A 24639-nucleotide genomic window follows, 5' to 3' on the forward strand; every position below is an offset into this window, starting at 1 on the left:
AGAAAGCGGGCTCAGCCCGCTATGTAGATTCCTATATAAATAGGGCGGGAAACCCGCGTTTATTTTGGTTGTTTATCTAAAAGCATGACGGCAAGATAAAGAATGAGCGCATCATTGAGTCTGGAAGGATTCAGCCCGGTCAGATCTTCTATTTTTTTCATCCGGTAATGGAGCGTATTGATATGGACAGGTAAAGCTTCTGCTGTTTTTTTCAAAGAATGATTTTTCTCAAAAAGAACGGACAATGTTGTAAATAAATCACCCTCCGTTAATAGAGGGGAAATGGTGCGCTCAATGTATTCCGCTTTCGTTTTCAGACTGATTTCATTTAACAGCATTTCAATGGTTAAATCTTCATCAAAAACAATCCGCGCATCATGGGTGTTATGCGATTGGAGGGCCCGTTCTGCTTGCAGATAAGAGTCTGAGAGTCTGGAAGGGGGTACGGACTTTCCGGCTCCGATTAAAACATGGGCCCTGAATTCTTCTTCTAGAAATTGGTGAAAGGATTGTATTCTTCCTTTAGTATAGGAGATGTCCCCTGAATGAAAAATCATCACGATCCGGTTGTTTCCCCATTGCACAAAAAGATCTTCGGGATGGCTGTTTTGCCAGGTTTGAATGACGGAGGATATGCCTTTGTAATGAAGACCTTCATCGGGAATAACCGCTATGGCTGCCAATCGCTGCATGGTTAAGTTGATATTCAGAAGCCGGGCCCGGTTCGTGAAAGCAGAAGTCCATTCCTTCAGCTGAATCCAGTCGAATACAAAGGCTTCCCGAGTCCGGGCTTCCCAGTTTAACTGTTCTGTATAGTAGCTTTCGTTGACAAGAAGCTCGGTCATTTTCCGGATAACTTCTCCGAAGGGGGATATTTCATCCGGTATCCCGGTAATGCCGATTACGCCGGCTACCTCTCCCTGAAAAAATACAGGGAGATTAATCCCGGCTTTTACACCGGCTAGAGTCTGTTCATCCTTTTTGGAAATGATGACCTTGCGCTTTTCGCCTGAAGCGATTTTCGCCCCTTCATGAAATTTTCCCACCCGGGTGTCATCAGTGCTTGCGATAATCGTTCCTTCAGGAGTTACAACGATCACATCTTCCTTAATGACCTTTTTTACTTCATCCACAATTTTAGCGGCAAGTGCAGGCAGCAGCATCGTATACACTCCTTCGATTCTGTTCTTCGCCCATTATAGCAAACACAGTGATTACGGAATCATCCACTGCAGGAAGTTGTGCTGAAGGAAAGTAATCAGTCCGACAACCAAGAGCAGAAAGAGGCTGTGCTTAATGGTGAATCGGAACAGATGAGACTCTTTCCCAGCCAGCCCAACTGCTGCACAGGCGACTGCAATGGATTGAGGGGAGATCATTTTACCGGTCACACCCCCGGAAGAGTTGGCAGCAATTGCAAGAATCGGATCCATTCCAATGGAAGTGGCCGTTACCTTCTGAAGATTGCCAAACAGTAAATTGGCAGATGTATCCGAACCGGTGATAAAGACACCAAGCCAGCCCAGGAAAGGGGAGAAGAATGGGAACAAATCTCCTGTGTGGGCAAGAGTCATGCCAAGGGTTGTGCTCATACCCGATGCATTGGTGATGTAGGCAAATCCAACAACCGATCCAATGGTTAAAATCGGCATCTTCAGCTCGCCAAAGGTCTCGCCAAATGTTTTGACCCAGCTTTTCCAGGAAATGTTCACAACGAATTTCGTCACAATGGCTGCCAGTAAAATCGCAGTTCCTGCAGCACCCAGTACTTCAAGCTTATAAAAGGCGGGAATCGGATCGCCCGAACCCCCAATGATTTTGTTGTGAAGAAGCGGGACCTCGGGACTGAAGGTCAGGAGGTGGCCGATTGAATTAATCGCTTTCAAAAATGCGTTTTCTCCTTCGTAGTGACCTGTCAGCGCGAGCTTCACAGCAGGGATTCCCCATAGTGAAATGAAAAGAGTCAGGATCAAAAACGGCGACCATGCTTTTAATACTTGTCCCCTTGTATAGCCTGCAGGCGGATCATCGATTTTCAATGCTTCCGAAGCGGCCGCAGTTTCTCCTTCTGATTTGAACTTATAAATCGTTTTCGGTTTCCAGAATTTCAGGAACACGGTTAGCGCAACAAGAGAAACGAGAGCAGATAGAATATCAGGCAGCTCAGGTCCGATGAAATTTGAGCTTACATATTGAGTTAGTGCAAATGAAATCCCGGAGACGAGGATGGCCGGCATAATTTCAGCGGCCCGTTTAAATCCTGCCATCACGATTACAAGGTAAAGAGGAATAAACACCGAAATAAACGGAAGCTGCCGTCCAACCATTTTGGAGATTTCCATAGCTGATTCGCCAGTTGGCCCTGCTACCGCTATAATTGGAATCCCGATGGCTCCGAAAGCCACAGGGGCTGTATTCGCTATCAAGCAGATTCCGGCTGCATAAAGGGGATTGAAGCCCAGTCCGGCTAAAAGGGCAGCGGATATTGCAACCGGTGCTCCAAATCCTGCAGCTCCTTCAAGGAATGCACCGAATGAGAAAGCAATCAATAACGCTTGCAATCTCCGATCCTCAGTAATGGAAAGCACCGAGTTTCGGATAATATCAAACTGTCCTGTTTTAACAGTCAGTTTATACAGGAAAACCGATGTGATGATGATCCAGCCAATGGGGAGGATCCCGTATACGGCGCCCTGGGTGGCCGACATTGCGACTGTTTGAACCGGCATTTTATATGCGAATATGGCAACCGCAAATGCCACAAGCAGCGTGGTAATTCCAGCCCAATGCCCTTTCATTCTTCTAATGGCAAGCGCCCAGAAAAAGTATAATGCCGGGATCAGCGCAATAATGGCTGAGAGTGCGAGATTATCTCCCATAGGGGTAAAGTCTTGCGTCCAATTCATGGTTTTTCCTCCTTAGTTCACGGGTCTTTTTTTGTAAACGATTACATTCCGTTGCATCAGAAAAACTCTTATTAAAAGTAAAGTATAATGAATGCCCAGATGCCATTCTATGTGTGTACCTATAAAAAATAAGAGTTTTTCCTTGCCTTTTTTTGTAGATTTAACCAGTTAAGTACATGAAGGTGATAAGGTCATCTGATGACTGGTTCTCTGCTAAGAGTATAAATGGTCAACAATCGTTTAATCAACTGTTTTCTGAATTTTCTTTCGGTGCTTTATCAAATGCTGTATGCAGAGTATACTTGATACAGATGAAAGCCAGCAGAGGTGAAGGGCAAAGTGAATTACAAACAGATCAAACCAAAAAAAATATACGAAGAGGTCGCTGAAGCGATTCTTGAATCGATAAAAGAAGGGGCTATCAAGCCAGGAGAAAAGCTGAATTCCGTTCAGCAGCTCTCTGAAGATTTCAATGTAGGAAGGTCGGCGATCCGCGAAGCACTAAGCGCACTTAGAGCAATGGGAATGATCGAAATGAGGCAGGGTGAGGGTACATATGTTAAGAAGTTCGATCCGAACTCCATTGGAGGCTCCCTCCTTTCTGCCGTTCTGATGGATCGGGAGGCGATAGCCCATCTCCTTGAAGTTCGAAAAATACTGGAAGCCGGGATTGCTGCATCGGCCGCAAGAAACCGTACTGATGAAGATTTGAGCAAGCTAAAAGAAATTCTTCTTGAGATGAAAGACACGATCGGAAACGAAGAGCTTGGCGAAAAGTCCGATTTTAATTTTCATATGGGAATTGCCGGAGCCTCGCACAATCCGATGCTGATGGGTCTGATGAACAATGTTTCTGAAATGATGCTCAATACAATGCGGGAAACGCGAAGAATTTGGCTTTACTCGAAACAGACGACATCAAAGCGGTTGTACCAGGAGCATGTGAAAATTTTTGAAGCCATTTCGAATAAAGATGAAGGCCTGGCACAGGAGTTAATGATGAACCATTTAGTGAAGGTGGAAGAGGTTTTGATGAAATATTTGAAAAAGTAGGGAAGCAGACGACAGTCTGCTTTCTTTTTTTTGGGGGCAGGATGGATGGGTAAAAACAATTTCCTTTAACCGCAAGGAGCAGACGAGTTTAGCAGCAAATTATAAGTCTTCCCGGAATTTGCAGTTAAAGATAAGGCTCCTTTGCAGCCTTATCTGCAAAATCAGTTACCAATAGTTGTCTGATTTCCCCCTTGAGGAACCGCAAGACTTGATCTATAATAGGGGAAATTACGTGAAGTCATCAGATGACCTGCTGACTCATTTTCGGAAGGGGTATTGAAACATGAGAGTTTCATTGTTTGCTACCTGCCTGGCAGATTTATTTCAAACTGAAGCTGGGAAGGCAGCGGTTGAACTGCTCGAACGGCTCGGGTGTGACGTTGATTTTCCAGAGAAACAGGTATGCTGCGGACAGCCCGCTTATAACAGCGGGTATGTAAAAGAGGCGAAGGAAGCGATGAAGAATATGATCCGTGCTTTCGAAGGATCAGAATATGTGGTGTCCCCATCCGGTTCCTGTGTCGCGATGTTTAAGGAATATCCTAACCTTTTCGAAAAAGATCCAAAATGGTCGGAAAAATCGAAAGCGCTTGTAAAAAAGACTTTTGAGCTGACCGATTTTATCGTGAACGTATTAAAGGTGGAAGATGTGGGGGCACGATTTGACGGGAAGGCTGCCTACCATACATCCTGTCATATGATGAGGCTGCTCAATGTAACAGATGCCCCTTTTAAACTATTAAAAAACGTGCGGGGGCTTGAGCTTGTGCCTCTCCCGAATGCACATAACTGCTGCGGATTCGGCGGGACATTTTCCGTTAAAATGGGGGCAATTTCCGAACAAATGGTGGATGAGAAGGTAGAGTGCATTGAAAGCACGGAAGCCGGCTATTTGATTGGCGCTGACTGCGGGTGCCTGATGAATATCGGGGGGAGAATTGACCGGAAAGGAAGACCAGTGAAGGTTCTGCATATTGCGGAAGTTTTAAATCATCGATGAAGGGAGAGAACGGCCATGCCAATGAGGATTGGAACAGAGAGCTTTCAGGAGCGCGTGAACAAAGGGATTGAGGATTCTTTTATGCGGCTTGCTGTATCGGGTGCTCAGGAAAGACTGCAGGGACGGAAAAATGAAGCAGCGGAAGAGCTGGGCAGCTGGGAGGAATGGCGTTCGCACGGAGAAGAGATCCGTCAGCATACGCTTGAAAACCTGGATTTTTATTTGGAGATGCTGAGTGAAAATGTAGTGAAACGCGGCGGTCATGTTTTTTTTGCTGAAACAGCGGAGGAAGCCAATGAGTACATTGCTTCGGTTGCGAAAGAAAAGAAGGCGAAGAAGATTGTGAAGTCAAAATCCATGGTCACCGAAGAAATCAATATGAACGCATACCTTGAAGGGATTGGCTGTGAGGTGATTGAAACGGATCTTGGCGAGTATATTCTGCAGGTGGATGACCATGACCCTCCTTCTCACATTGTAGCGCCGGCTTTACATAAAAATAAGGAGCAAATTCGTGACGTTTTCAGAGAAAAGCTCGGCTACACGAAAACAGAAAAACCGGAGGAGCTTACCCTTCATGCACGCGAAATGCTAAGGAAGGAATTTTTAGCGGCAGACCTTGGTATTACCGGCTGCAACTTTGCCATTGCCGAATCCGGATCAGTCAGCCTCGTGACGAATGAGGGGAATGCAAGGCTCGCTGCAACTCTTCCGAAAACGCAAATAACGGTCATGGGGATGGAGCGGATTGTCCCGACCTTTGAGGAGTTTGAAGTGCTGGTCAGCCTGCTGACAAGGAGCGCGGTCGGTCAAAAGCTGACCAGCTACGTCACTGCGCTGACTGGACCTAAACAGGAAGGGGATGCAGATGGACCGGAGGAGTTTCATCTCGTCATTGTGGATAACGGACGGTCCAAAATTCTGGGAACTGAGTTTCAATCGGTTCTTCAGTGTATCCGCTGTGCAGCGTGCATCAATGTGTGCCCTGTGTACCGTCATGTCGGCGGACATTCATACGGATCGATTTATTCAGGTCCGATTGGTGCAGTTCTCACTCCATTGCTTGGGGGCTATGACGAATACAAAGAATTGCCTTATGCATCTACATTGTGTGCCGCCTGCACCGATGCATGCCCGGTGAAAATTCCGCTGCATGAGCTTTTGCATAAGCATCGGCAGGTCATTGTAGAAAGGGAAGGAAAAGCGCCGATTTCTGAGAAAATGGCGATGAAGGCATTTGGACTCGGTGCTGCCTCCTCGGCACTTTACGGATTGGGAGGAAAAGCTGCCCCGTCTGCAATGGCTCCTTTCACAGCAGGAGGGAAAATTTCTAAAGGACCCGGTCCTCTGAAAGCATGGACAGAAATCAGGGAATTCCCTGCACCTAAAAAAGAACGTCTGCGCGACTGGATGAAAAGCCGCCTGAAAAAGGAGGATGACTAAGATGGCAGGTACCATTAAAAATAAAGAATCCTTTTTAAATAACATAGCCCAAAATCTGGGCCGGCCAAGGCGGTCCCAAGGGGTGCTTCGGCCTGAGTGGAATCACCGCCCGCAGGATGGCATCCTTAAAGGATTGAATCAGGATGAATTGCTTGAGGTTTTTAAGGAGCAGTGCATTAGAATTCATACAACTTACAGGGAAACTAACTCCCTTGGCCTTTATGAAACCCTCAAAGATACTGTCCTGGAATATGGAGGGGGACCAGTTATTACGTGGGAGGACCCCAGATTTAAGGAATTTGGCCTGTCGGCGCTTATTAATGAAGACTGGCCAAATGAAGGTGTGCATACTCATATCTGGGATCCAAAACTCGGGGATGAAAACATCAGGAAAGCGGAAGCGGCAAACGTCGGTATCACCTTCAGCGACCAAACCCTCGCCGAATCAGGGACCGTCGTCCTTTTCAGCGGAAGCGGGAAAGGGAGGTCTGTATCTTTGCTGCCGGCCACTTATATTGCCATCATTCCGAAGAGTACGCTTGTACCGCGGATTACTCAGGCAGCCCAGGATATTCACAAGCAAATAGAGGCAGGCGAAGAGGTCGCTTCCTGTGTGAACTTCATCTCGGGACCCAGCAACTCAGCGGATATAGAAATGAACCTGGTTGTTGGAGTGCATGGCCCGATCAAGGCGACATATATTGTGGTCAAGGACTGGTGACTGTTCTGGGGAGCGGCTTCTATGGTATAGCGTAATTCCGGCTAAACGTGCCGGGACGCCGCAATTCGGCCTTGATGAATAAAAAATAGGGAGATGCCGCGCATCCCCTTTACCACTCCTCATAATCCTTAGGAGCAAAATAATGAATAAATCCCTGCTTTTCAGCAAGCTGTTCACTTTTTTCCTTTTCTTTTTCAGAAACGGTGAAGATCTTAATCCCATACTCATCAGATAAGCGGCTGGTCTTTTTCAGCCATTCTTTCGACCAGTCATCATTCATTATATAAGAGTGCTGAAAATCCTCCCACATAAACCCGTCAATAAATGGGGCCGTTTTTTGCGCGGTTTCCATCCCCCAATTTTGAATGACAGACAGCTGCCTTCTTTCCAGTACTTTAAGCAGAAGGATGAGACTCTCCTGCTGCTGCTTCATTTCTTTTGGTTCGTTTGAGAAGAAATCGTCAATGTCTCCTACTGTATCTAAAAAGACTCCGTCCAGTTGCTTATTCTCGATTTGCTGATGAATTTCTTTTAGAAGTGTTTCACGGTAATGGGGGGATGTCATATTCATTAAGTAGGCATCCCATTTTTCAAGGTAAACCCGCTCTCCATCTCTTTGATAGAAATCCTGTTTCTCAAATTGCTTGAATAGTTTTTTGTTCCATCGATCCGCTTCCATGGAATTAATATATCCGTAAACAAGAGTCCCGGTTTGCTGGATTTGTTCAATTTGTTTCCTGGAATAATACGTTGGTTCAATAATTACGAGAGGGTAGCGGGATAATTTCTTCACTGTCTCCTTCGCTGGTTCACCGTAATAGATTTTGTATTGATGAACTCCGTCGAGTGGATTTTTCTGCAGGGTGAGAAAATAACCAACTAAAAGGAAGAAAATGATGATGCAGCAAATCAACAGCAATTTGGCGTTTTTTCTCATGGATGATCATCCTTTTCTCATTTCCTTCATTCAACTTATCATACAATTGTATGGACTTTGCAAATAAGTATGCTCAGAGAATCATGTCAGCTGAATCAGTAACAAAACAGACAATAAACCTTTACATTACCCTATTGGCAAATTCTCACAATCGATATAAAATAAAAATGTGAAACACTTCACAAAAAATTCTGTTCTCTGAAAGGGTGAGGCGATATGGCAGGCGAAACAGCAAACCGGGTTGTATTGATTGGAACGGGATCTGTAGGATCAAGCTATGCTTTTGCACTTATGAATCAAGGGATTGCAGATGAACTGATTATGATTGATATGAATGAAGAAAAAGCAATGGGCGATGTCATGGATCTAAATCATGGAAAGGTATTTGCACCGTATCCGACACAAGTGAAACTTGGCAGCTATGCGGATTGCAGAGACGCAGATCTGGTTGTCATTTGTGCAGGGGCGAATCAGAAGCCGGGAGAAACACGCCTTGATTTGGTAGAGAAAAATTTAAAGGTGTTTAGAAGTATCACAGATGAAGCTATGGCATCCGGTTTTGACGGAATTTTTCTAGTGGCAACGAATCCCGTGGATATCTTAACGTATGCAACGTGGAAATTCAGCGGTCTGCCGAAGGAGCGGGTAATTGGTTCCGGAACGATTTTGGATACTGCCCGGTTTCGCTTTGAGCTTGGAGAGTACTTCGAAATCGCTCCACATAATGTTCACGCCTATATCATCGGAGAGCATGGAGACAGCGAACTCCCGGTATACAGCACAGCAGACGCTGGCGGAGTGCCGGTGCTAAAGAGAATTGAGCGGGATGCGGCTTATAAAAAGGAAGATTTAGATGAAATTTTTGTACGTGTAAGAGACGCCGCATACGAAATTATTAAGAGAAAAGGGTCTACTTACTATGGCATCGCAATGGGTCTGGTGCGGATAACGAAGGCGATTCTTCATAATGAAAACAGTGTCTTGACCGTTTCTGCCCTTCTCGAAGGGGTATACGGGGAAGATCAAATTTATATAGGTGTTCCTGCCGTGATTAACCGCGGCGGTATCAGAGAAGTGATTGAACTTGATTTGAATGAGGAGGAAAAACAGAAATTCAGGCACAGTGCAGAGGTGCTAAGGAATACTTTAAAGGATTATTTTGATTAAGCTTCATAGCATTCGAAAGAGTAAATGTTTTGAAAGCCAGTTTTCAAAACACCTTTTCCATTTTTAAATTGGATTGGTTTTGGCTGATTTCCGCTGCAGGATGCTCAAGCTGCAGCGAGGCGGGCGGTGAGCCTCCGCGGCGCAAGCGCCTGTGGGGTCTCACTTTGTCCCGCTGCTCCCGCAGGAGTCGCGCACCTTCCGCTCCAATCAGACTAACCCATAATTGTTCAAATTACTTAATAAAAAACACTCCCTCGGGGTGACAAAAATAAGCCACCTAATTTAAATGTGAATTAGGTGGCTTATTATTTTTTTTACTCCGAAAAAGAACTGATTAGCGTCTTTCATAAAATACTTATAACTTCGGTTCATCACCTTATTTCGGAACACCCATCTTCTCAAATGGAGAGAACCGGAACTTTGCTTCTCCGACAACCGCTTTTTGAGAAATACTGCCGAATACCCGGCTGTCCATGCTGTCGCGGCGGTTGTCTCCCATGACATAAAGAGAGCCGGCCGGCACCTGGATGCTTAGGTTTTCAGTCAGATTTTCGCGGGGGACAAGAACGCTTTTATTTTCCTTAAGGTAGGGTTCATTATATATTTTACCGTTAATAGTGAGAACATCATTTTTAATTTGGATTCTGTCACCGGGAAGTCCAATGACTCTTTTGATGTAATTGTCTTTTGAAATTGGCGAGTGAAAGACAATCATATCAAAACGTTCAATTTTGCTGATTTTGGATACGATGATCTGATTATTGCTTTCAAAGGTCGGCATCATCGATTTTCCCTCTACCATGACCGGGGTGAAAATAAAGTGCCGGCAGATAAGGGCAACGACGACTGCCGCCAGTATGCTTCCTAACCAGGACCAGATCTCTTTTTTACTGCGTTCTTTCATACAAGCGCCTCCTTTACTTGCTTCGGTAAAAGGCAAAAATTCTTCTTGGCTGTTTAGCTTATTTTACACGTTTTTTTCCGGGAAAGATATTATCTATTCCACCTTTTTACAACTTTATGAAGGATTGGCTTGGGATAAGGAGGTTCCTTGACGAGAGGCATGATACCATTGATAGCAAAAAACAACAATGATAAGAATATCAATTACGTCCCCTCCATAATACATCAGCATTCCCGCTGTTTCGGCTTGTTTAACCGGTACACCCGCCGGCGGATTTGCATAGATGAACTTGGACAGGATTCCATGCCCTGCGAATGCAAGGATTAAAACGGCGGCTCTGAATTTAAAGCTGTACCGTTTTGAGACAGGGTCTATGTATAGGAAGGCGATGGTAAATAGATAGCCTGCAAGAAAGATATGTACATGCACAAGAACATAAATCCACTTATGCTCATGCATTAAACCGTATAAGCCTGTCGTATAAAGGACCCATAATCCGCCAATGTTTAATATAGATGCTGCTAAAGGATGAACAGCAATCTTGAGCGGCTTGCTTTTTAGAAGCTTTGAAAGCTTGCGGCCTATCTGAACGCTCAGTGACCGAAAGGCAAGTGTTAACGGAGCGGAAAGTGAGAGCAGCAAAGGAGCCAGCATTCCAAGAAAAAGATGGCTGAGCATGTGAGCATTAAAATCTGTATGAGACCTTTCTGCCAAAGGGCCGATTACAGAGATTAATGATAAAGAAATTCCGAATGTCCAAAGCACGATTCGATAGAGCGGCCATTTTTTTTTAGATGTAAAAGCGGCTAACAGATACAAGAACCAGGCCATCAAAAAGGGCAGAGCGAGGATCAGCTGTGCCCAATTGAAGACGGAAGCTGATTCATGATGGCTATGCATCAGCTTTCACCCCATGCCTTGTTTTAATCAGTAACATAATACCCGCTGCAAGCATCGCTGCGGCTGTTATGTTCCAGACAAGATCATATGGAAGGATATTGACGCCATACCGGATTTGGTGAAGGCCCATCAGCTTATGCTGAACCGTCCCGTCATACAGCTGAAAAGCTCCTGCTCCTGTCAATATTCCTCCAATCCATCTCTTACCATAGAACACATTTTTCCTGCGAAGATCTGCAAACATGAAAAGAGATGCAATGGTTGCGAACCAGCTGAAGGAGTGGAAAATGCCATCTGAAACGAGTCCAATATCCGTGGTCGATTTATCGTAAAAATGGTGCCAGTACAGCAATTGATGAAAAACGGTTTCATCGAAAAATGCAACTAAGCCAAGTCCAAAAAGGACCCCTGACAATGCGTTAAGTGCCTGTCTTTTTTCCACAAAGAAAACCCCCTTACTTCATATAACTTAATAGTTTTGTATTACCTGTCTGTACTTTCAATAAACTGGGTCTTTTGGTAAAGGTGTCTTTTCTGGGGAGTTCTAATTCTTGTAGGTTAGCACATACATAAACCGACTATAATTTTTCACAGGGTAATAGACCGGGTATTATGAAAGCAAAGGGATTTTTATTTATGGGAGGATGGAAAAATGGAAGAAAACATAAACCGCGTATTCCCTTCAGCCTGGTATGCGGTCGCCTTTTCATCAGAATTAAAGAAGGATCCCATACGGAAAAAAGTGACTGGCCGGGAAATCGTGCTGTATCGTGATGATAAGGGAGAAGCAAATGCCCTTTATGCCTTCTGTCCGCATAGGGGAGCCGATTTATCATTGGGCTGCGTGAAGGATGGCAAGCTCATGTGTGCCTATCATGGGTGGAAGTTTGAATCGGATGGAAGATGCACCGAAATTCCGTCCCAGCCAGCCAAGGTGATCCCGAAATTTGCTCATACAGCTGCTTTCCCGGTAACTGAAGAGGCAGGACTCATATGGGTATATCCAGATCATTTAGAAAAGGACGTACCGAAACTTCAGGTAATACCGGATGTGAAGGATAAGAGATACCGTCTGTCCCCTTACCAGGCTCATTGGAATGCCCACCTGACAAGGACGGTGGAAAGTGTGCTGGATGTCGCTCATCTTTCCTTTGTGCATAAAAAAACAATAGGAAAGAAAACAAGCACCGTCTTTCATGATCTTCCCTATACACATGAACGAGATAACATTACGATTCAAAATGGAGGCGGACTCCTTGAATACCGGTTTCCCCAGCAATGGCTTTTGAGGCCGGCAAAGGAAGCAAAGAGTTCCTTCATTAACTATGTGACCTTCACTCCTGTAGATGAGGAAGAAACGATGATCTTCGGTTATGCGGGAAGAACCTTTGCTAAAAATATTCCTTTCATGGACAGAGTTTTTTCAAAGTACAGCCTCAAAGTACTGGATGAAGATAAGTCGATTGTAGAGAGCCAGCATCCAAGGCCGATTCCTGAAGCTCTCAAGATGGAAGCTCACGTTTATGCTGACGGTCCCCAGATCGCTTTCAGAAAACGGTGGTTTGAGTTTCTCTCTGAGGATGAACGGAAAATCAGGCTCGATGAGGGTATAAGGGTTTACTGAAATCTCTTGCACATTAAGGGAAATTCAGTATTCTTGTTAGTAATAACCAGTAAGGGAGTTTTCGTTATTTTTAAGAAACTATTCAGCAGAAAAGAATGCGCTCATCCGTCATATAAAATGGAGGCTGATTTCGGTTCGGATCCAATTTGGTGCAGCAAATGCGGAGAAAACCTGGTGACCGACAGCTTTCCACTGTCAGAAGAATTGAAAGCAGAGCTTGCCGATTGGATAGGAGACTACGGTGAGTGGATTGATATGGAAGCAGATACCTTGAAGCCAGGAGGATTGGAGCTTGAAGCCAAGCACGACGAAAGAGGCAGGGAGCTATTCAAGAAGGTGAAAGCTTCTCTTGGTGAAGGAGTTTCAATTGTTTTTGTGCCTTCCCCTTCTGGACAATGGTATAAATGATATTTCTGAACCGGGTGCAGGCTGTTTGCTTGCACCTTTTTCTATTTTGCTGTCTTTTGGAGAGGCAGTAAGGAGATTTGGGTGTGAGGTTTTCCTTTCAAATATTCTTGAGGAAATGGGTGTAATTACCTGAAGGAAAATGAGTTCAATCTGTTTATTTTTTTATGGAAAAAGAATATTGTGTATAATGCGGATAATGGTTATCCACATAAAAAATAATTGAGTAGGGATGGAGATGATTCCTTTGCAAATGAAAACCGGAGTGGAACAGGCCGTATACGCAATTTTAATACTGACATTTTTACCTGGAAAGGCGGTATTGCCTGGAGAGGTAATCAGCAGCCAGCTAGGCGGCTCGCCGACCTATTTTCAAAAACTGCTCAGAAAGCTGGTCAGTGCAGACTTGATTGCCTCTGTTCCCGGGAAGAAGGGCGGCTTCCGTTTAAATAGAAAGCCGGAGGATATCCCAATCTACGATGTGTACTTGGCGATTGAAGGAAAGCAGTCCCTTTATTCATCAACCGGAATCTTTCATGACATGCTGAACATAAAGGAAAAAGAAATCGACTTGCTGTCCAATCTAATGGGGGAGGCTGAATCGTCGTGGAAATCCATTTTAAACCGTGAAACAATCGGTTCTCTAAACGAAGAGATTCACAAAAAATGCCCAAAGGAAAGCATCGAAATTTTGCGTGCGGCCATTCATGAAAAAATGGTGGTCTAAAATAGGAGGATGAAACATGGAAAACTTAGATAAATATTTTGACTTATTTGATCAGTCCAGAACAAGTGAAAAAGCTTTTGAAGAATTGAATGCTCTTTTTTCAGATGACATGGTTTTCGTTTTAAATGGGGACAAGAAGTCCGGGATTGAAAACTGGAAGCTGTTCATAAAAATGGTGTTTACCGAAAACAGCGATATCAAACATATGTATGAAGGCTGGAAAAAATCAGAGGGTGCGGATCATTACGAAACCCAATGGGCCGTATGCGGAAAGCATTCATCAGGTCGGGTGTTTACTCAAACGGGCAAGGATATAGCAAAACTTAATGAGCACGGGAAGATTGTGTATTTAGAAAATGTGCCGGACAGCAAGGAAATGTTTAAGAGCTATACAACGCTATAAAGGGATTGGATTAAAAGAGAAGGATTAACATTCATCATTTCCTGCTGAAGCTTAAAATTTTAGCAGGAGGCGGTAAAGCAGTGGATACGGATTCTATTAAACGGATTAATACAGAAATATAAAAATATCCGCTCATCTCAGAGCGGATGTTTCTTTATACGTTCAGTAATCTCTCAATATCCTGTTCCATATCCAAAGGGTCCGTTGTTGCTTCAAACCGTTTGACAGGATGGCCATTCTGATCAATTAGAAACTTTGTGAAATTCCACTTGATGGAGTCACCGTATAAGTATTCCGGGTGCCGCTCATTAATTAAAGGAATTAAAACTTTAGCTACAGGGTGAAAATGATTAAAGCCTTCAAAGGGTAATTTGGATATTAAATAATCGAACAGTGGATGAGCCCCATCATCCCGGACTTTCATTTTTTGAAACATCGGAAATGATACACCGTAGCGAAGGGTGCAGAATGTTTGAATCCGGTCATTATCATCCGGTTCCTGGTCAGCAAACTGATTGGAAGGGAAGCCTAAAATGACAAAATCCTTAGATTTGTAGCGGTCATAAAGACGCTGAAGATCCTCGTACTGGAAAGTAAAACCGCATTGACTGGCTGTATTGACAACCAGGACCACTTTTCCTTTGTAGTCTTCAAGCGATATTTCTTTTCCATTCATTGCTTTAGCCGAAAACGAATAAATGCTCATCATGGTCCTCCTATGTCAATATTCTTATTATATATCGGTATAAAAGAACTATTTTCAATAGGAGAGAAATGGGAACAACGATTATAAAAAAAAGACTGCACGGCGGTTCCATGCAGTCTTCATTAATTGCTATTGCTCAGGCACAGCCTTTTCATCCATATAAAATACTTCCCATAGATGATCGTTCACGTCCTGGAAACTCCACCCGTACATAAATCCATGATCAATCGGTTCATTCGAGGCCTTTCCACCGGCGTCAAGGGCTTTATTTACAATTTCGTCAACATGCGCACGGCTTTCCGCAGCAAGGGCGACAATGACCTCGGTACTTTTTGCAGAATCGGAGATTTCTTTTTTGGTAAAGGTCTTAAAAAAATCTTCTACGAGCAGCATCGCGTACGTATGCTCATTGATAATCATGCAAGTGGCATTTTTGTCGGTAAAATGAGGATTAAATTCGAATCCAAGCTTCGTAAAGAAATCAACGGTTCGATCCAAGTCTTTAACAGGCAGATTAATAAATACCTTGCTGATGTTAGCACTCATCCAAAATCCCTCCCGAATTGGTTTATTTGCTATAAGTCCATTTTTAATATTCGGCTTACAACCCCCATATCCTGCTTGTAAAAGAGAGATGCAATAATTTGTAGAGGATGGGTGCAGGTCATCGAGTGTTGTTCTTCAGCAAGATGGATTGGACACTTTCTTTGAAAAAGCGGACCCTCCAGCGGTTATCGGAAATTCCAAATATCCGACACCGAAATCAACTGTTTGTTCTTCTGCTGGAATCCAGGTATAACGCATCAGCTGATTCTTCCATCCCCTATGCTATAATGAAAAAACAATAGAATAGGGGACTCAAGGGTGGACGGTACACTCCCGGTGAAAGGGGGTGGTGCCTATAACGGTTTTTCAAGCGCTGATGTTTGCTATTTCGTTTGCGAATCTTGTGATTGCCATTTTGGCGTTTAACCATAAAAAATAATCCACCCTTGAGTTGACGGCTCGGCGGGTGGATTATCTTCGTTTTGACCGATCCCCTTGCAGGGAACCTTTCTATTGAGGGGCCGTCTGGTGTGCAATCACCAGGCGGTCTTGTTTAGGTTATTCTAAGTTACTCCCAGTATACATGTTTTGGGTCCAGTCTGTGAACTGATTTACTGTACCTTATTTTGCAATCCGGGTAAAATCCTCAGTTGAATTTACATTTATAAAGGTTACGCTGTTTTTATCCTGAATGACATAATCATTGATCTGCTTTTCCGTTTTATCATTACTGCTGTTTTGAAGGTATACAAAGTCTTTTCCAGTTCCACTTAATACAGTGAGGGAATTGACCTCCAATTCTTTGTTATAGGCATCCGTTGATTGGTATAAATCCCCAGGGTATTCTGCGATAAATTCTTTTGAAAAGGATTCGCTTTTATCTGTTTCGGTTGTGTAATAAATACCGGATACATTCATGGTGTTTCTAAATTCTATGCTAAGCTTTTCACCGCCGTATACGGTTTCGCTGTAGTCATATTCCCATGAACGGTTTCCGGATTCCACATACGGTTTACCAAGAAGAAGCTCAATTTTATGTTTAGGATCTCCAATTTTGATTCCGCCAAGTGTTGCCTGTTTGGAACTTGCATCGTTATCCAGCAGCAGAACGACTTCCTTATTATTTTTGTAAAAAGGATTCACTGCTGCATCTTTTAAATAGCTCTCAAGCCATGTTAATTCCTTTACAACGGTTGCAGGAACTGCTGCATATCCGCCATCTTTTTTAATTTCGGCCGCTCTGTCTTTCAATCGGTCAAGTTTTTGCAAATCCAGTAATGCATTCTCTTCGAAATTGAAAATAATCGATTTTGAAATGGAACCCATCAGCCTAGCCTGGGAAACTTCATATATGACTCTTTCTTTTGCTTTTTTAGCAGGAGTTACATACTTATCATTTAGGGTTTTGCGTACTGCCGCACCGGGTACCTTGCCGATTGCTTGTTCTGTTGTTTTAAGTCTTTTAGTAAAAGCATCATAATTTTCATCGATTGCATATATATCGCCAGAATTCGTGGTAGTAACAAACGAGGCTGTCTCTTTTTTTAATTTCTCTCCGGTTGCTGTAGCTGTTGACAGGGGAGATGCTGCTGCTTCTGCTTGGAATGAAATAGATGCAGAAAGCGCGATTGTTGCCATGAACCCAAACATCATTTTGTTTTTCACTTTTTTTCCTCCTAAATTATGTACTATTATAGGTGTGCGGGTGTTTTGAACTGGTCCGTTTGTAACATAAATGTAACAAAAATAACACTATTGTAATTTAACACAAAGAACAAACAAAGAAAAGGGTAATTTGTAAATTTATAGAAAGATAGGAAAATAGCATGATAAAATTCCTGCCTGAATAGTGAAGAGAGGATTTCTATGAAAAAACGGTACAATTTTTCCCTTCAGACAAAGATTATGGGTCTTGTTATGATCATTGTTTCTGTCATTATAACCCTTCTTGTTTCAGTCTTTGCCTATCTCGAATCGTCCGATACGAGAGAGGAGACGGCAAAGCTTGCTATTCAAACGGCTGCAAATGTTGCATATATGCCGGAAGTAAGAAATTCACTGACCACAGGGAATCAGGAAGAAATACAGGGGCTTGCTGAACTCATTCGTGATCAAGTGGATGCTGTTTCGGTGATTGTGACAGACAGGCACAGCCGAATTTATACTCATCCGGATGCCTCAAAAATTGGTCTAATCTTTCGTGATCCGGATAGCGAGAAAGCTCTTGTTTTTGCAGGAAAGTATGCCGCAGAAGGGCAAGGAAGCTTCGGACCTTCCTTGAAAGGAAAAGCTCCTATTCTTTTAGACGAGGGAAACTATCAAAAAGTCTCAGGAGTTGTTACAGTTGAATTTCTTGAAAAAGATATTCAAAAGAAGATTGCGGGGAAAATCACCAACCTGGCTCTTTATACCTTGCCGGTGCTTGCAGCGGGGTTAATAGGAAGCGCTTTACTGGCTCGAAACATTAGGAAAGATACACTAGGCCTGGAACCTTCTCAAATTGCAGCTCTTTACCGGGAGAGGAGCCATTCTTTCTTCTCTAGGCGAGGGGATTTTAGCTCTTGATTACAATGAAAATGTGACATTGATGAATCCAGCCGCAGAAGAGATGCTTGGTTCAGAAAACAGGGATCATTGGTTTCCTAAACTGGAGCATCTCCGGCAAAGCGGGGGGGCGAGGAATGCGGAAATGAGCTATCGAGATCGAGTACTGATCGTCAATCATGACATCATTTTAGAAAAAGGCAAGGCAGCCGGAATGGTTTGGACCTTTAAGGATAAGACAGAATTTGTAAAGATGATTGATACTCTTTCCGAAGTGAAAAAGTATTCGGAGGATTTGAGGGCTCAAACCCATGAGTATACGAATAAGCTTTATGTCATTTCCGGTTTACTGGAGCTTGGGAGGACTGATGCAGCGCTTGATTTAATCAATGATGAATCGGTAAAAAGCCAGAATCAAAATCAAGTGCTGTTCGAACAAATTAAAGATTCGAAGCTGCAGGCGATTTTGCTTGGAAAGATCGGCAAGGCTTCAGAGAAGAAAATTTCATTTACGATTGACCGTGAAAGTTCTTTCAACAAAGGGAGATCAAAGAGGCTATGGGCTTTCAAATGTAAAAGCAGCGGTAGAGGAGCTTGGAGGATGCATTGAAACGAGCGGTATCGATGGAGCTATTTTTACCGTATCCATATCAAAAGGGGAGAAAGACTGATGTATAAAGTCGAAATTGCAGAAGATGATTTCAGAGTAGCCCAAATCCACGAACAATTTTGGAAACGGGGAAAATGGATGGAAGTACGTAAAGGCACATCCAGCTGGAGCGATTACTTTAAACTCTTCCTTAATTATGACAAACCAGATTCTTGGGAAAAGCGAAATCACTTATCATGATTTTACGCCGCTTGCCATTCTGGTCTTAGATTGGGAGGCCATCGCCGTGCCGAAAAATTCGCCTTACCGTCATGCAAATGAGGTCATTGAAGACCTGAAGAAGAACCCGGGGAATATGAGTATCGGCCTTGAGCAGGGCTTCGGCAACGATGACCAAATCGCCTTCGTTCAAGCTATACTGCAAGCGGGGATCAATCCTGCGAAAATTCCGTTCAAGCTTCATGATTCGCTCGATGATCTCATTCATTATTTTGACAGCGGTTCCATTGCTGTGGCTTCGCTTTCTTTCTCTGAAGCTGCCTTTCTTCACCAGCAGGGGAAATTAAGAATTCTCGCTGTATCTTCCCATCGCCGGCTTGAAAACTTCGAGGGCATTCCCACATGGAAGGAGGAGGGCATACGGATTGTCTTTCCGCACTGGCGGGGAGTGATGGGTCCAAAGGGAATGACGAAGGAAGAAATGACATGGTGGAATCGGGAACTGAAGGCTATGACAGAAACGAAGGAATGGAAAGCCATTCTGAGAAAGAACCACATGAGTGAATTTTATAAGGATAGTCAGCAAACCAAAGAGTTTCTGACGAATCAGCAAAAGTTTTATGAAACCATTATGAAATAAATAGATTACAAGAAGAAAGGGTGGCGCGTATGCAGCGAATTACAGAGTTTAAAACAACACTCTCTCCGGCAGATGCTTCTTCTATTCTGCGAAAATATGAAGAGTCTGAAAGCAGACTGATCCATGAAGAATATCATGATGCTGGGGATGGAAAGGTTGTCATCATTCTAATTTTTGAGAGATATTTCTTGAGGACAAGCGGCCGCGGGTCAATGACCGTCATACTTGAGAATATGACCGGCTCAAACAAGGTTCGCTGCATTACGGCGGGCAGCGGGGACAGTCTCTTTAACTTTGATTTGGGAGCCAGCCGGAACTTTAGAAGATGGGTAGAAGAGGCCTTGAGTTCTTATATCGAAGAAAATTCCTATTTGGAAAAATAGAAGGGTGCGGCTGTGCTCTTTTTTATAGGAAGAAAGAATGAATTTGTGAAAAAGGGTTTACTGGAAAGGTAAAGTGGTTATAACGATTCGTTAAGTATGATACAATAGAAACGAACGTTCGGAAAACCTCGAACAGATAGGAATGATGTTAATGAGCACCGCATTTGAAAAAATGAACCTATCAGGAAATAGGGTGGCAGAAGTATTCCTGCACAAAACAGCCAACGGACAATTTATTGCAGCAGTACCAGACATACACTGGTCAGCAAAGTTTAACCAAATAGATGAACTTCACGATCAGTTTGTACATCTTCAGTCTTCGTTAAACTTTCATATGTTTGAAGGAAATACAGATGAACTGGCAGAGTCGATCATAGCTATGGTAAAAAAGTTCAATCATAAGCAAGATGTTATTTAACCGGGAATTCCTTCCGGTTTTTTATTTTGGAGTAAATTTCATCCAAGCCTTCTTTCTAAATTGTAAAATATAGACAATCGAAAGCTCGGGGGATGAAAAGGATGGACACTGATTTTGCAGTATTGCAAAATACCTTTAAAAAATTGGAAGAGTGCTTGCTTCAGCCTGAAATACGCAAATCTGCCGAAGAGCTTGACCAGCTTTTGGCGGATGATTTCCTGGAAATAACAAGTACAGGAAAGAGGAAAGATAAACGGGATTGTATGGATGGGCTGGACATTCCGGAAATGAAGCTTTCACACTTCTCAATCCGGATCTTGGGTGAAGGAATTGTGCAAACCATATATACCATTCAAATTTTTGAGAGGAAAACCCTTCGGAGCTCCATTTGGCGGTTTGACGGTTTGAGATGGCAGATGATTTTTCATCAGGGGACTGTAGCGGAATAACAAAGTGCTTTATACCCGCTGACTGGAGTTTTCCATATCCTTAACTTCCTAGTCTTGCTCAATTCATGCTGTCCAGCTTGCATTTTTCACAGCTGAAAGAGAAAATAATGACAAGAAACGGAATGTGAGGCAGGGAAGCGAAATGGGACATAACCACGATCATCACCATCATCATGGATCAAATAATAAAAAAGCATTGCTGTGGGCTTTTTTGCTTATCGCCCTTTTCATGTTTGTGGAAGTAATCGGAGGCATAGTGACGAACAGTTTAGCTCTTCTTTCCGACGCCGGCCATATGCTGAGCGATGCGGCAGCACTGGGGTTAGCTTTGTTAGCCGTTCAATTTGGCCAGAAAAAAGCTGATCAATCTAAAACTTATGGCTACAAGCGTTTTGAAATACTAGCTGCTTTTATAAATGGACTTGCCTTAATGGTTATCGCCATATTGATTATCTGGGAGGCTGTGAAGAGATTTTCTTCCCCTCCTGAGATCGCAGGGACTGGAATGCTTTTGATTTCCACCATTGGCCTTCTTGTAAATATCGGAGCGGCCTTTATATTAATGATGGGGGATAAGGAAGAGAATCTGAACGTGAGGAGCGCGTTCCTTCACGTACTTGGGGATTTGCTTGGATCTGTTGGAGCTATTATTGCGGCGCTCCTCATCATGTTCTTTAATTGGGGAATTGCGGATCCGATTGCGAGTATTCTTGTAGCTGTTTTAATTGCTGTTAGCGGATTTAGGGTTACTAAGGATTCATTTCATGTATTAATGGAGGGAGTTCCTGCGAATATTCCGGTCGAAAAGGTTAAACAGAAGCTGGAGCAGATTGAAGGCGTATGCAGTGTACATGATCTTCATGTTTGGGCAATAACGTCTGATTTTCCCGCATTAAGCTGCCACATCGCCATTCAAAAAGACTGCGATGGACGAACCGTAATCAAGGCTGCCAATCAGATTCTTCACGATGAGTTCGGCCTGCACCATACGACCATTCAGATTGATGAGGATGGAGAAGACCACTCAGAACACGAGCATTGCAATTAGGAGGAAGAATAAATGAAAACAGAAAAAGAAAAGATGATGGCAGGAGAAATGTACATACCGAATGACGCCCAGCTGCTGGAAGAACGGGTGAACGCAAGGAGACTCACGAGGCTCCTGAACGAAACGACAGAGCAGGAAGGTGAAGAAAGAGTCCGCCTAATTAAGGAGCTCTTCGGCTCAACCGGCAAAGAAATATGGCTGGAACCATCGTTCCGATGTGACTATGGATCTAACATCCATACAGGTGAATCATTTTTTGCTAACTTTGATTGTGTGTTCCTTGATGTATGTGAAATCCGTTTTGGCGACAACTGCATGCTTGGACCTGGTGTACATATTTATACCGCAACCCACCCGCTTCATCCTGCCGAACGAAACAGCGGAAAGGAATTTGGCAAACCAATCACAATCGGGAATAACGTTTGGATTGGTGGTGCTGCGGTCATCAACCCAGGCGTAACAATCGGGGATAATGCCGTCATTGCCGGAGGTGCAGTTGTTGTAAAAGATGTACCTGCTAACTGTGTCGTCGGGGGGAACCCTGCGAGAGTATTGAAGGAAATAGAAATCTAAGACAAGAACCTCTGCCGGTTCTTGTTTTTTTGTTATTTTGGGCTCTTTTCTAATATCTCAGCTAAAATTTGTCCGATTGAGGCCACAATTTGTCCGTTGCCCTTAATCTGTCCAATGGCGCCTGTTATTTGTCCGTTCCGCTTCTTAATTTAGCCGTTCATGCCCCTTATTTGTCCGATTGAGGCCGCAATTTGTCCGTTGCCCTTAATCTGTCCAATGGCGCCTGTTAATTGTCCGTTCCGCCCCTTAAATTAGCCGTTCATGCCCCTTATTTGTCCGGTTGAGGCCACAATTTGTCCGTTGCCCTTAATCTGTCCGATGGCGCCCGTTATTTGTCCGTTCCGCTTTTTAATTTAGCCGTTCATGGCCCTTATTTGTCTCGTTGCGGCTACAATTTGTCCGTTGCCCTTTATCTGTCCGATGGCGCCCGTTATTTGTCCGTTCGGTCCCTTAATTTAGCCGTTCATGGCCCTTATTTGTCTGGTTGCGGTAACAGTTTGTCCGTTGCACTTAATCTGTCCAATGGCGCCCGTAATTTGTCCGTTCCGCTTTTTAATTTAGCCGTTCATGCCCCTTATTTGTCCGGTTGCGGCATTAAATTGTCCGTTGCACTAAATCTGTCCGATGGCGCCTGCTATTTGTCCGTTCGTCCCTTTAATCTAGCCGTTCATGCCCCTTATTTGTCCGGTTGAGGCGATGATTTGTCCGTTGCCCTTTATTTGTCCGATGGCGCCTGCTATTTGTCCGTTCCACCCCTTAATTTATCCGTTCATGCTCTTTATATGGCAGGTAAGTAAAAACCGCAGAGATGTCCATCATCCCTGCGGTTTTGTAATTAATATCAAGTAGCAGGTTCCTTTTCCTCAAATAGCTGCTGGATTGTATCACGGTTTTTCTTGGATACAAGAATGTACAGCGTATCTTTTCCCTGCAGAATGGTATCACCCCGTGGAGTAATCAGCCTTTCCCCACGAATGACCCCGGTTATCAGAGTATCCGTCGGAAGGTCGATGTTTTTCAGCTCAATTCCGGCATACGGAGTCTCCGCAGGAATTTCTAATTCTATGAGTTCATTGTTCGTTTTGCCGATCGAAACAAGCTCAAGAGTATGGCTTTTTACTTTTGTTTCTCCTTCCTCAAGCTTCAGCTTGTTGGCGAGAGGGGAAATTGTTGCTCCCTGCAGCAAGGCAGACAGCAGGACAACAAAGAAAACGACGTTAAAAATGAGCGTATCATTTTCCAGGTTGGCCATGAGCGGATAAGTCGCAAGCACGATTGGAACGGCTCCTCTTAAGCCGGCCCATGAAATGAACATCTTCTCTTTAAAAGAATACTTGCTGAACATCATACTAATGAACACCCCGAGCGGCCGGGCAACAAGCATAAGAAGGAAGGCGAGCAGAAGGCCTTGCCATGTAATAGAAACGAGCTGTTCCGGGAATACAAGCAATCCAAGCATGATAAACATGAGGATTTGCATCATCCAGGCGAACCCTTCATTGAAGCGGATGATGGTATGCCTATAGGTAAGAGGGGAGTTGCCGATAATAACAGCCGTCACATAAACAGCAAGCAATCCGCTGGCATGGAGCATCGTCGTCATTCCATATGAGAAGATTGCTAGGCCAAGCGTTAAAACAGGATAGAGCCCGGATGAGTCAAAATCAATTTTGTTAATGAGCCAGACAGCGCCTTTTCCAATTAAAAGTCCCATAATTAATCCGAAACCCATTTCCCAGAAAAATGTCAGAACGAGCATGAAAAAATTTGCATCCGGGTGCTGAATGAGTTCAACAAGTGTAACCGTCAGGAACAGGGCCATAGGATCATTGGAGCCTGATTCTGCTTCTAAAGTTGAAGTAAGTTTTTTTCGTATATTTTTACTGCCCAGCACAGAGAACACTGCCGCAGCGTCCGTAGATCCAACAATGGCACCGAATAGAAGACCTTCAAGCCATGATAAATCAAGAATGAATTTCGCGAAAAAACCGGCTGCAACTGTAGTCACAAGCACCCCTATAGTAGCCAGTACTCCGGCAGGAACCAGAACATTTCTTAAATCCTTCCAGCGGGTCTGAATACCGCCTTCAAAGATAATGATAATTAATGCTAAAATACCAAATAGTTGTGTTATCTTTGCGTTATCAAAGTATACATAGCTTCCGAGACCCATTCCGACAGCAACGAAAAAAACAAGTGCAGGCAGTCCAAGGCGATTCGAAAATTTTGCGGTGAGAACACCGATAATGAGTAATAAGGCTAGAACGAATATGATGCTGTCTATTGAAAAATCCAAACCAATCGATCACCTTT

Annotated in this window: 28 protein-coding genes; 18 read left to right on the plus strand and 10 right to left on the minus strand. The window is 43.7% G+C overall.

The genetic code is table 11. The features are described 5' to 3' along the window. Positions 1-59 precede the first annotated feature (59 nt). The gene (locus WCV65_RS05375; protein WP_338780643.1) at positions 60-1163 is read right to left on the minus strand and encodes a sugar diacid recognition domain-containing protein; all 1104 of its coding nucleotides are present in this window, start codon (positions 1161-1163) and stop codon (positions 60-62) included. A gap of 51 nt (positions 1164-1214) precedes the next feature. After that, on the minus strand, positions 1215-2906 hold the full coding sequence (locus WCV65_RS05380; RefSeq protein WP_338780645.1) for an L-lactate permease: 1692 nt from the start codon (positions 2904-2906) through the stop codon (positions 1215-1217). 339 nt (positions 2907-3245) lie between these two features. On the opposite strand from WCV65_RS05380, the gene WCV65_RS05385 reads away from it, so the two are divergent. The 4 genes from WCV65_RS05385 (at position 3246) to WCV65_RS05400 (ending at position 7123) form a co-directional block, all read left to right on the plus strand. Next, positions 3246-3959 (plus strand): FadR/GntR family transcriptional regulator, encoded by a 714-nt coding sequence (locus WCV65_RS05385; RefSeq protein ID WP_338780647.1) that lies wholly within the window; start codon positions 3246-3248, stop codon positions 3957-3959. 283 nt (positions 3960-4242) lie between these two features. Beyond that, positions 4243-4959, plus strand: a complete 717-nt coding sequence (locus WCV65_RS05390) for a (Fe-S)-binding protein (protein ID WP_338780649.1) — start codon at positions 4243-4245, stop codon at positions 4957-4959. Between the two features lie 15 nt (positions 4960-4974). Continuing rightward, the gene (locus tag WCV65_RS05395; protein ID WP_338780651.1) at positions 4975-6402 is read left to right on the plus strand and encodes a LutB/LldF family L-lactate oxidation iron-sulfur protein; all 1428 of its coding nucleotides are present in this window, start codon (positions 4975-4977) and stop codon (positions 6400-6402) included. Next, positions 6395-7123, plus strand: coding sequence for a lactate utilization protein C (locus WCV65_RS05400; protein ID WP_338780653.1), 729 nt, complete (start codon positions 6395-6397; stop codon positions 7121-7123). The genes WCV65_RS05395 and WCV65_RS05400 overlap by 8 nt, the downstream gene beginning before the upstream one ends. Before the next feature lie 109 nt (positions 7124-7232). On the opposite strand, the gene WCV65_RS05405 is transcribed toward WCV65_RS05400, so the two are convergent. Further along, entirely contained in the window at positions 7233-8060 is an 828-nt protein-coding gene (locus WCV65_RS05405) for an endo alpha-1,4 polygalactosaminidase (protein WP_338780656.1), read from the minus strand. A gap of 216 nt (positions 8061-8276) precedes the next feature. On the opposite strand from WCV65_RS05405, the gene WCV65_RS05410 reads away from it, so the two are divergent. Beyond that, the gene (locus WCV65_RS05410) at positions 8277-9227 is read left to right on the plus strand and encodes an L-lactate dehydrogenase (RefSeq protein ID WP_338780657.1); all 951 of its coding nucleotides are present in this window, start codon (positions 8277-8279) and stop codon (positions 9225-9227) included. 376 nt (positions 9228-9603) lie between these two features. Here the strand turns inward: WCV65_RS05410 and lepB are convergent, their stop codons facing one another. The 3 genes from lepB to WCV65_RS05425 form a co-directional block, all read right to left on the minus strand. Continuing rightward, entirely contained in the window at positions 9604-10131 is a 528-nt protein-coding gene (lepB, locus tag WCV65_RS05415) for a signal peptidase I (RefSeq protein ID WP_338780658.1), read from the minus strand. A 114-nt stretch (positions 10132-10245) separates the two neighbouring features. Then, on the minus strand, positions 10246-11031 hold the full coding sequence (locus WCV65_RS05420; RefSeq protein ID WP_338780659.1) for a cytochrome c oxidase assembly protein: 786 nt from the start codon (positions 11029-11031) through the stop codon (positions 10246-10248). Beyond that, positions 11024-11473, minus strand: coding sequence for a DUF2243 domain-containing protein (locus tag WCV65_RS05425; RefSeq protein ID WP_338780661.1), 450 nt, complete (start codon positions 11471-11473; stop codon positions 11024-11026). The genes WCV65_RS05420 and WCV65_RS05425 overlap by 8 nt, the downstream gene beginning before the upstream one ends. A gap of 210 nt (positions 11474-11683) precedes the next feature. Between WCV65_RS05425 and WCV65_RS05430 the strand changes: the two genes are divergently transcribed. From WCV65_RS05430 to WCV65_RS05445, 4 genes are all read left to right on the plus strand, one after another. After that, complete coding sequence (locus WCV65_RS05430) at positions 11684-12655, plus strand: aromatic ring-hydroxylating dioxygenase subunit alpha (RefSeq protein ID WP_338780663.1); 972 nt, start codon at positions 11684-11686, stop codon at positions 12653-12655. Positions 12656-12829: 174 nt separating this feature from the next. Continuing rightward, positions 12830-13063 (plus strand): hypothetical protein, encoded by a 234-nt coding sequence (locus WCV65_RS05435; protein ID WP_338780665.1) that lies wholly within the window; start codon positions 12830-12832, stop codon positions 13061-13063. Positions 13064-13307: 244 nt separating this feature from the next. Next, a complete protein-coding gene (locus WCV65_RS05440) occupies positions 13308-13787 on the plus strand; it encodes an Rrf2 family transcriptional regulator (RefSeq protein ID WP_338782172.1) in 480 nt (159 codons plus the stop codon). A gap of 16 nt (positions 13788-13803) precedes the next feature. Beyond that, positions 13804-14190, plus strand: coding sequence for a nuclear transport factor 2 family protein (locus tag WCV65_RS05445; RefSeq protein ID WP_035405564.1), 387 nt, complete (start codon positions 13804-13806; stop codon positions 14188-14190). Positions 14191-14344: 154 nt separating this feature from the next. Here WCV65_RS05445 and WCV65_RS05450 read toward each other — a convergent pair whose 3' ends face one another. The 3 genes from WCV65_RS05450 to WCV65_RS05460 all read right to left on the minus strand — a co-directional run bounded on the left by WCV65_RS05450 (position 14345) and on the right by WCV65_RS05460 (position 17107). Further along, entirely contained in the window at positions 14345-14896 is a 552-nt protein-coding gene (locus WCV65_RS05450; RefSeq protein ID WP_035405567.1) for a glutathione peroxidase, read from the minus strand. Between the two features lie 129 nt (positions 14897-15025). Continuing rightward, the gene (locus WCV65_RS05455) at positions 15026-15442 is read right to left on the minus strand and encodes a VOC family protein (protein ID WP_338780669.1); all 417 of its coding nucleotides are present in this window, start codon (positions 15440-15442) and stop codon (positions 15026-15028) included. Positions 15443-16063: 621 nt separating this feature from the next. Further along, a complete protein-coding gene (locus WCV65_RS05460; protein ID WP_338780671.1) occupies positions 16064-17107 on the minus strand; it encodes a hypothetical protein in 1044 nt (347 codons plus the stop codon). A gap of 201 nt (positions 17108-17308) precedes the next feature. Here WCV65_RS05460 and WCV65_RS05465 point away from each other — a divergent pair, with 201 nt between their 5' ends. The 9 genes from WCV65_RS05465 (at position 17309) to WCV65_RS05505 (ending at position 22326) form a co-directional block, all read left to right on the plus strand. Further along, positions 17309-18007 (plus strand): hypothetical protein, encoded by a 699-nt coding sequence (locus WCV65_RS05465; RefSeq protein WP_338780673.1) that lies wholly within the window; start codon positions 17309-17311, stop codon positions 18005-18007. A gap of 22 nt (positions 18008-18029) precedes the next feature. Further along, on the plus strand, positions 18030-18596 hold the full coding sequence (locus WCV65_RS05470) for a Spo0B domain-containing protein (protein ID WP_338780674.1): 567 nt from the start codon (positions 18030-18032) through the stop codon (positions 18594-18596). 60 nt (positions 18597-18656) lie between these two features. Further along, the gene (locus tag WCV65_RS05475) at positions 18657-18836 is read left to right on the plus strand and encodes a hypothetical protein (protein ID WP_051860573.1); all 180 of its coding nucleotides are present in this window, start codon (positions 18657-18659) and stop codon (positions 18834-18836) included. A 46-nt stretch (positions 18837-18882) separates the two neighbouring features. Next, positions 18883-19455, plus strand: coding sequence for a tripartite tricarboxylate transporter substrate-binding protein (locus WCV65_RS05480; protein ID WP_338780676.1), 573 nt, complete (start codon positions 18883-18885; stop codon positions 19453-19455). A gap of 29 nt (positions 19456-19484) precedes the next feature. Further along, on the plus strand, positions 19485-19838 hold the full coding sequence (locus WCV65_RS05485; protein WP_035405575.1) for a DUF6054 family protein: 354 nt from the start codon (positions 19485-19487) through the stop codon (positions 19836-19838). A gap of 151 nt (positions 19839-19989) precedes the next feature. Further along, positions 19990-20256, plus strand: coding sequence for a YueH family protein (locus WCV65_RS05490; RefSeq protein WP_035405577.1), 267 nt, complete (start codon positions 19990-19992; stop codon positions 20254-20256). Between the two features lie 101 nt (positions 20257-20357). Beyond that, entirely contained in the window at positions 20358-20705 is a 348-nt protein-coding gene (locus tag WCV65_RS05495) for a DUF4440 domain-containing protein (protein WP_035405579.1), read from the plus strand. 142 nt (positions 20706-20847) lie between these two features. Further along, positions 20848-21753, plus strand: coding sequence for a cation diffusion facilitator family transporter (locus WCV65_RS05500; protein WP_338780682.1), 906 nt, complete (start codon positions 20848-20850; stop codon positions 21751-21753). Between the two features lie 12 nt (positions 21754-21765). Beyond that, positions 21766-22326, plus strand: coding sequence for a maltose acetyltransferase domain-containing protein (locus tag WCV65_RS05505; RefSeq protein ID WP_338780683.1), 561 nt, complete (start codon positions 21766-21768; stop codon positions 22324-22326). Between the two features lie 841 nt (positions 22327-23167). On the opposite strand, the gene WCV65_RS05510 is transcribed toward WCV65_RS05505, so the two are convergent. After that, positions 23168-24622 carry a potassium/proton antiporter gene (locus WCV65_RS05510; protein WP_338780684.1) on the minus strand — a complete coding sequence of 485 codons (1455 nt, stop codon included), beginning with the start codon at positions 24620-24622 and terminating at the stop codon, positions 23168-23170. Between the last annotated feature and the right edge of the window lie 17 nt (positions 24623-24639).

Source organism: Metabacillus sp. FJAT-52054, from assembly GCF_037201815.1.
GTDB lineage: Bacteria > Bacillota > Bacilli > Bacillales > Bacillaceae > Metabacillus_B > Metabacillus_B sediminis.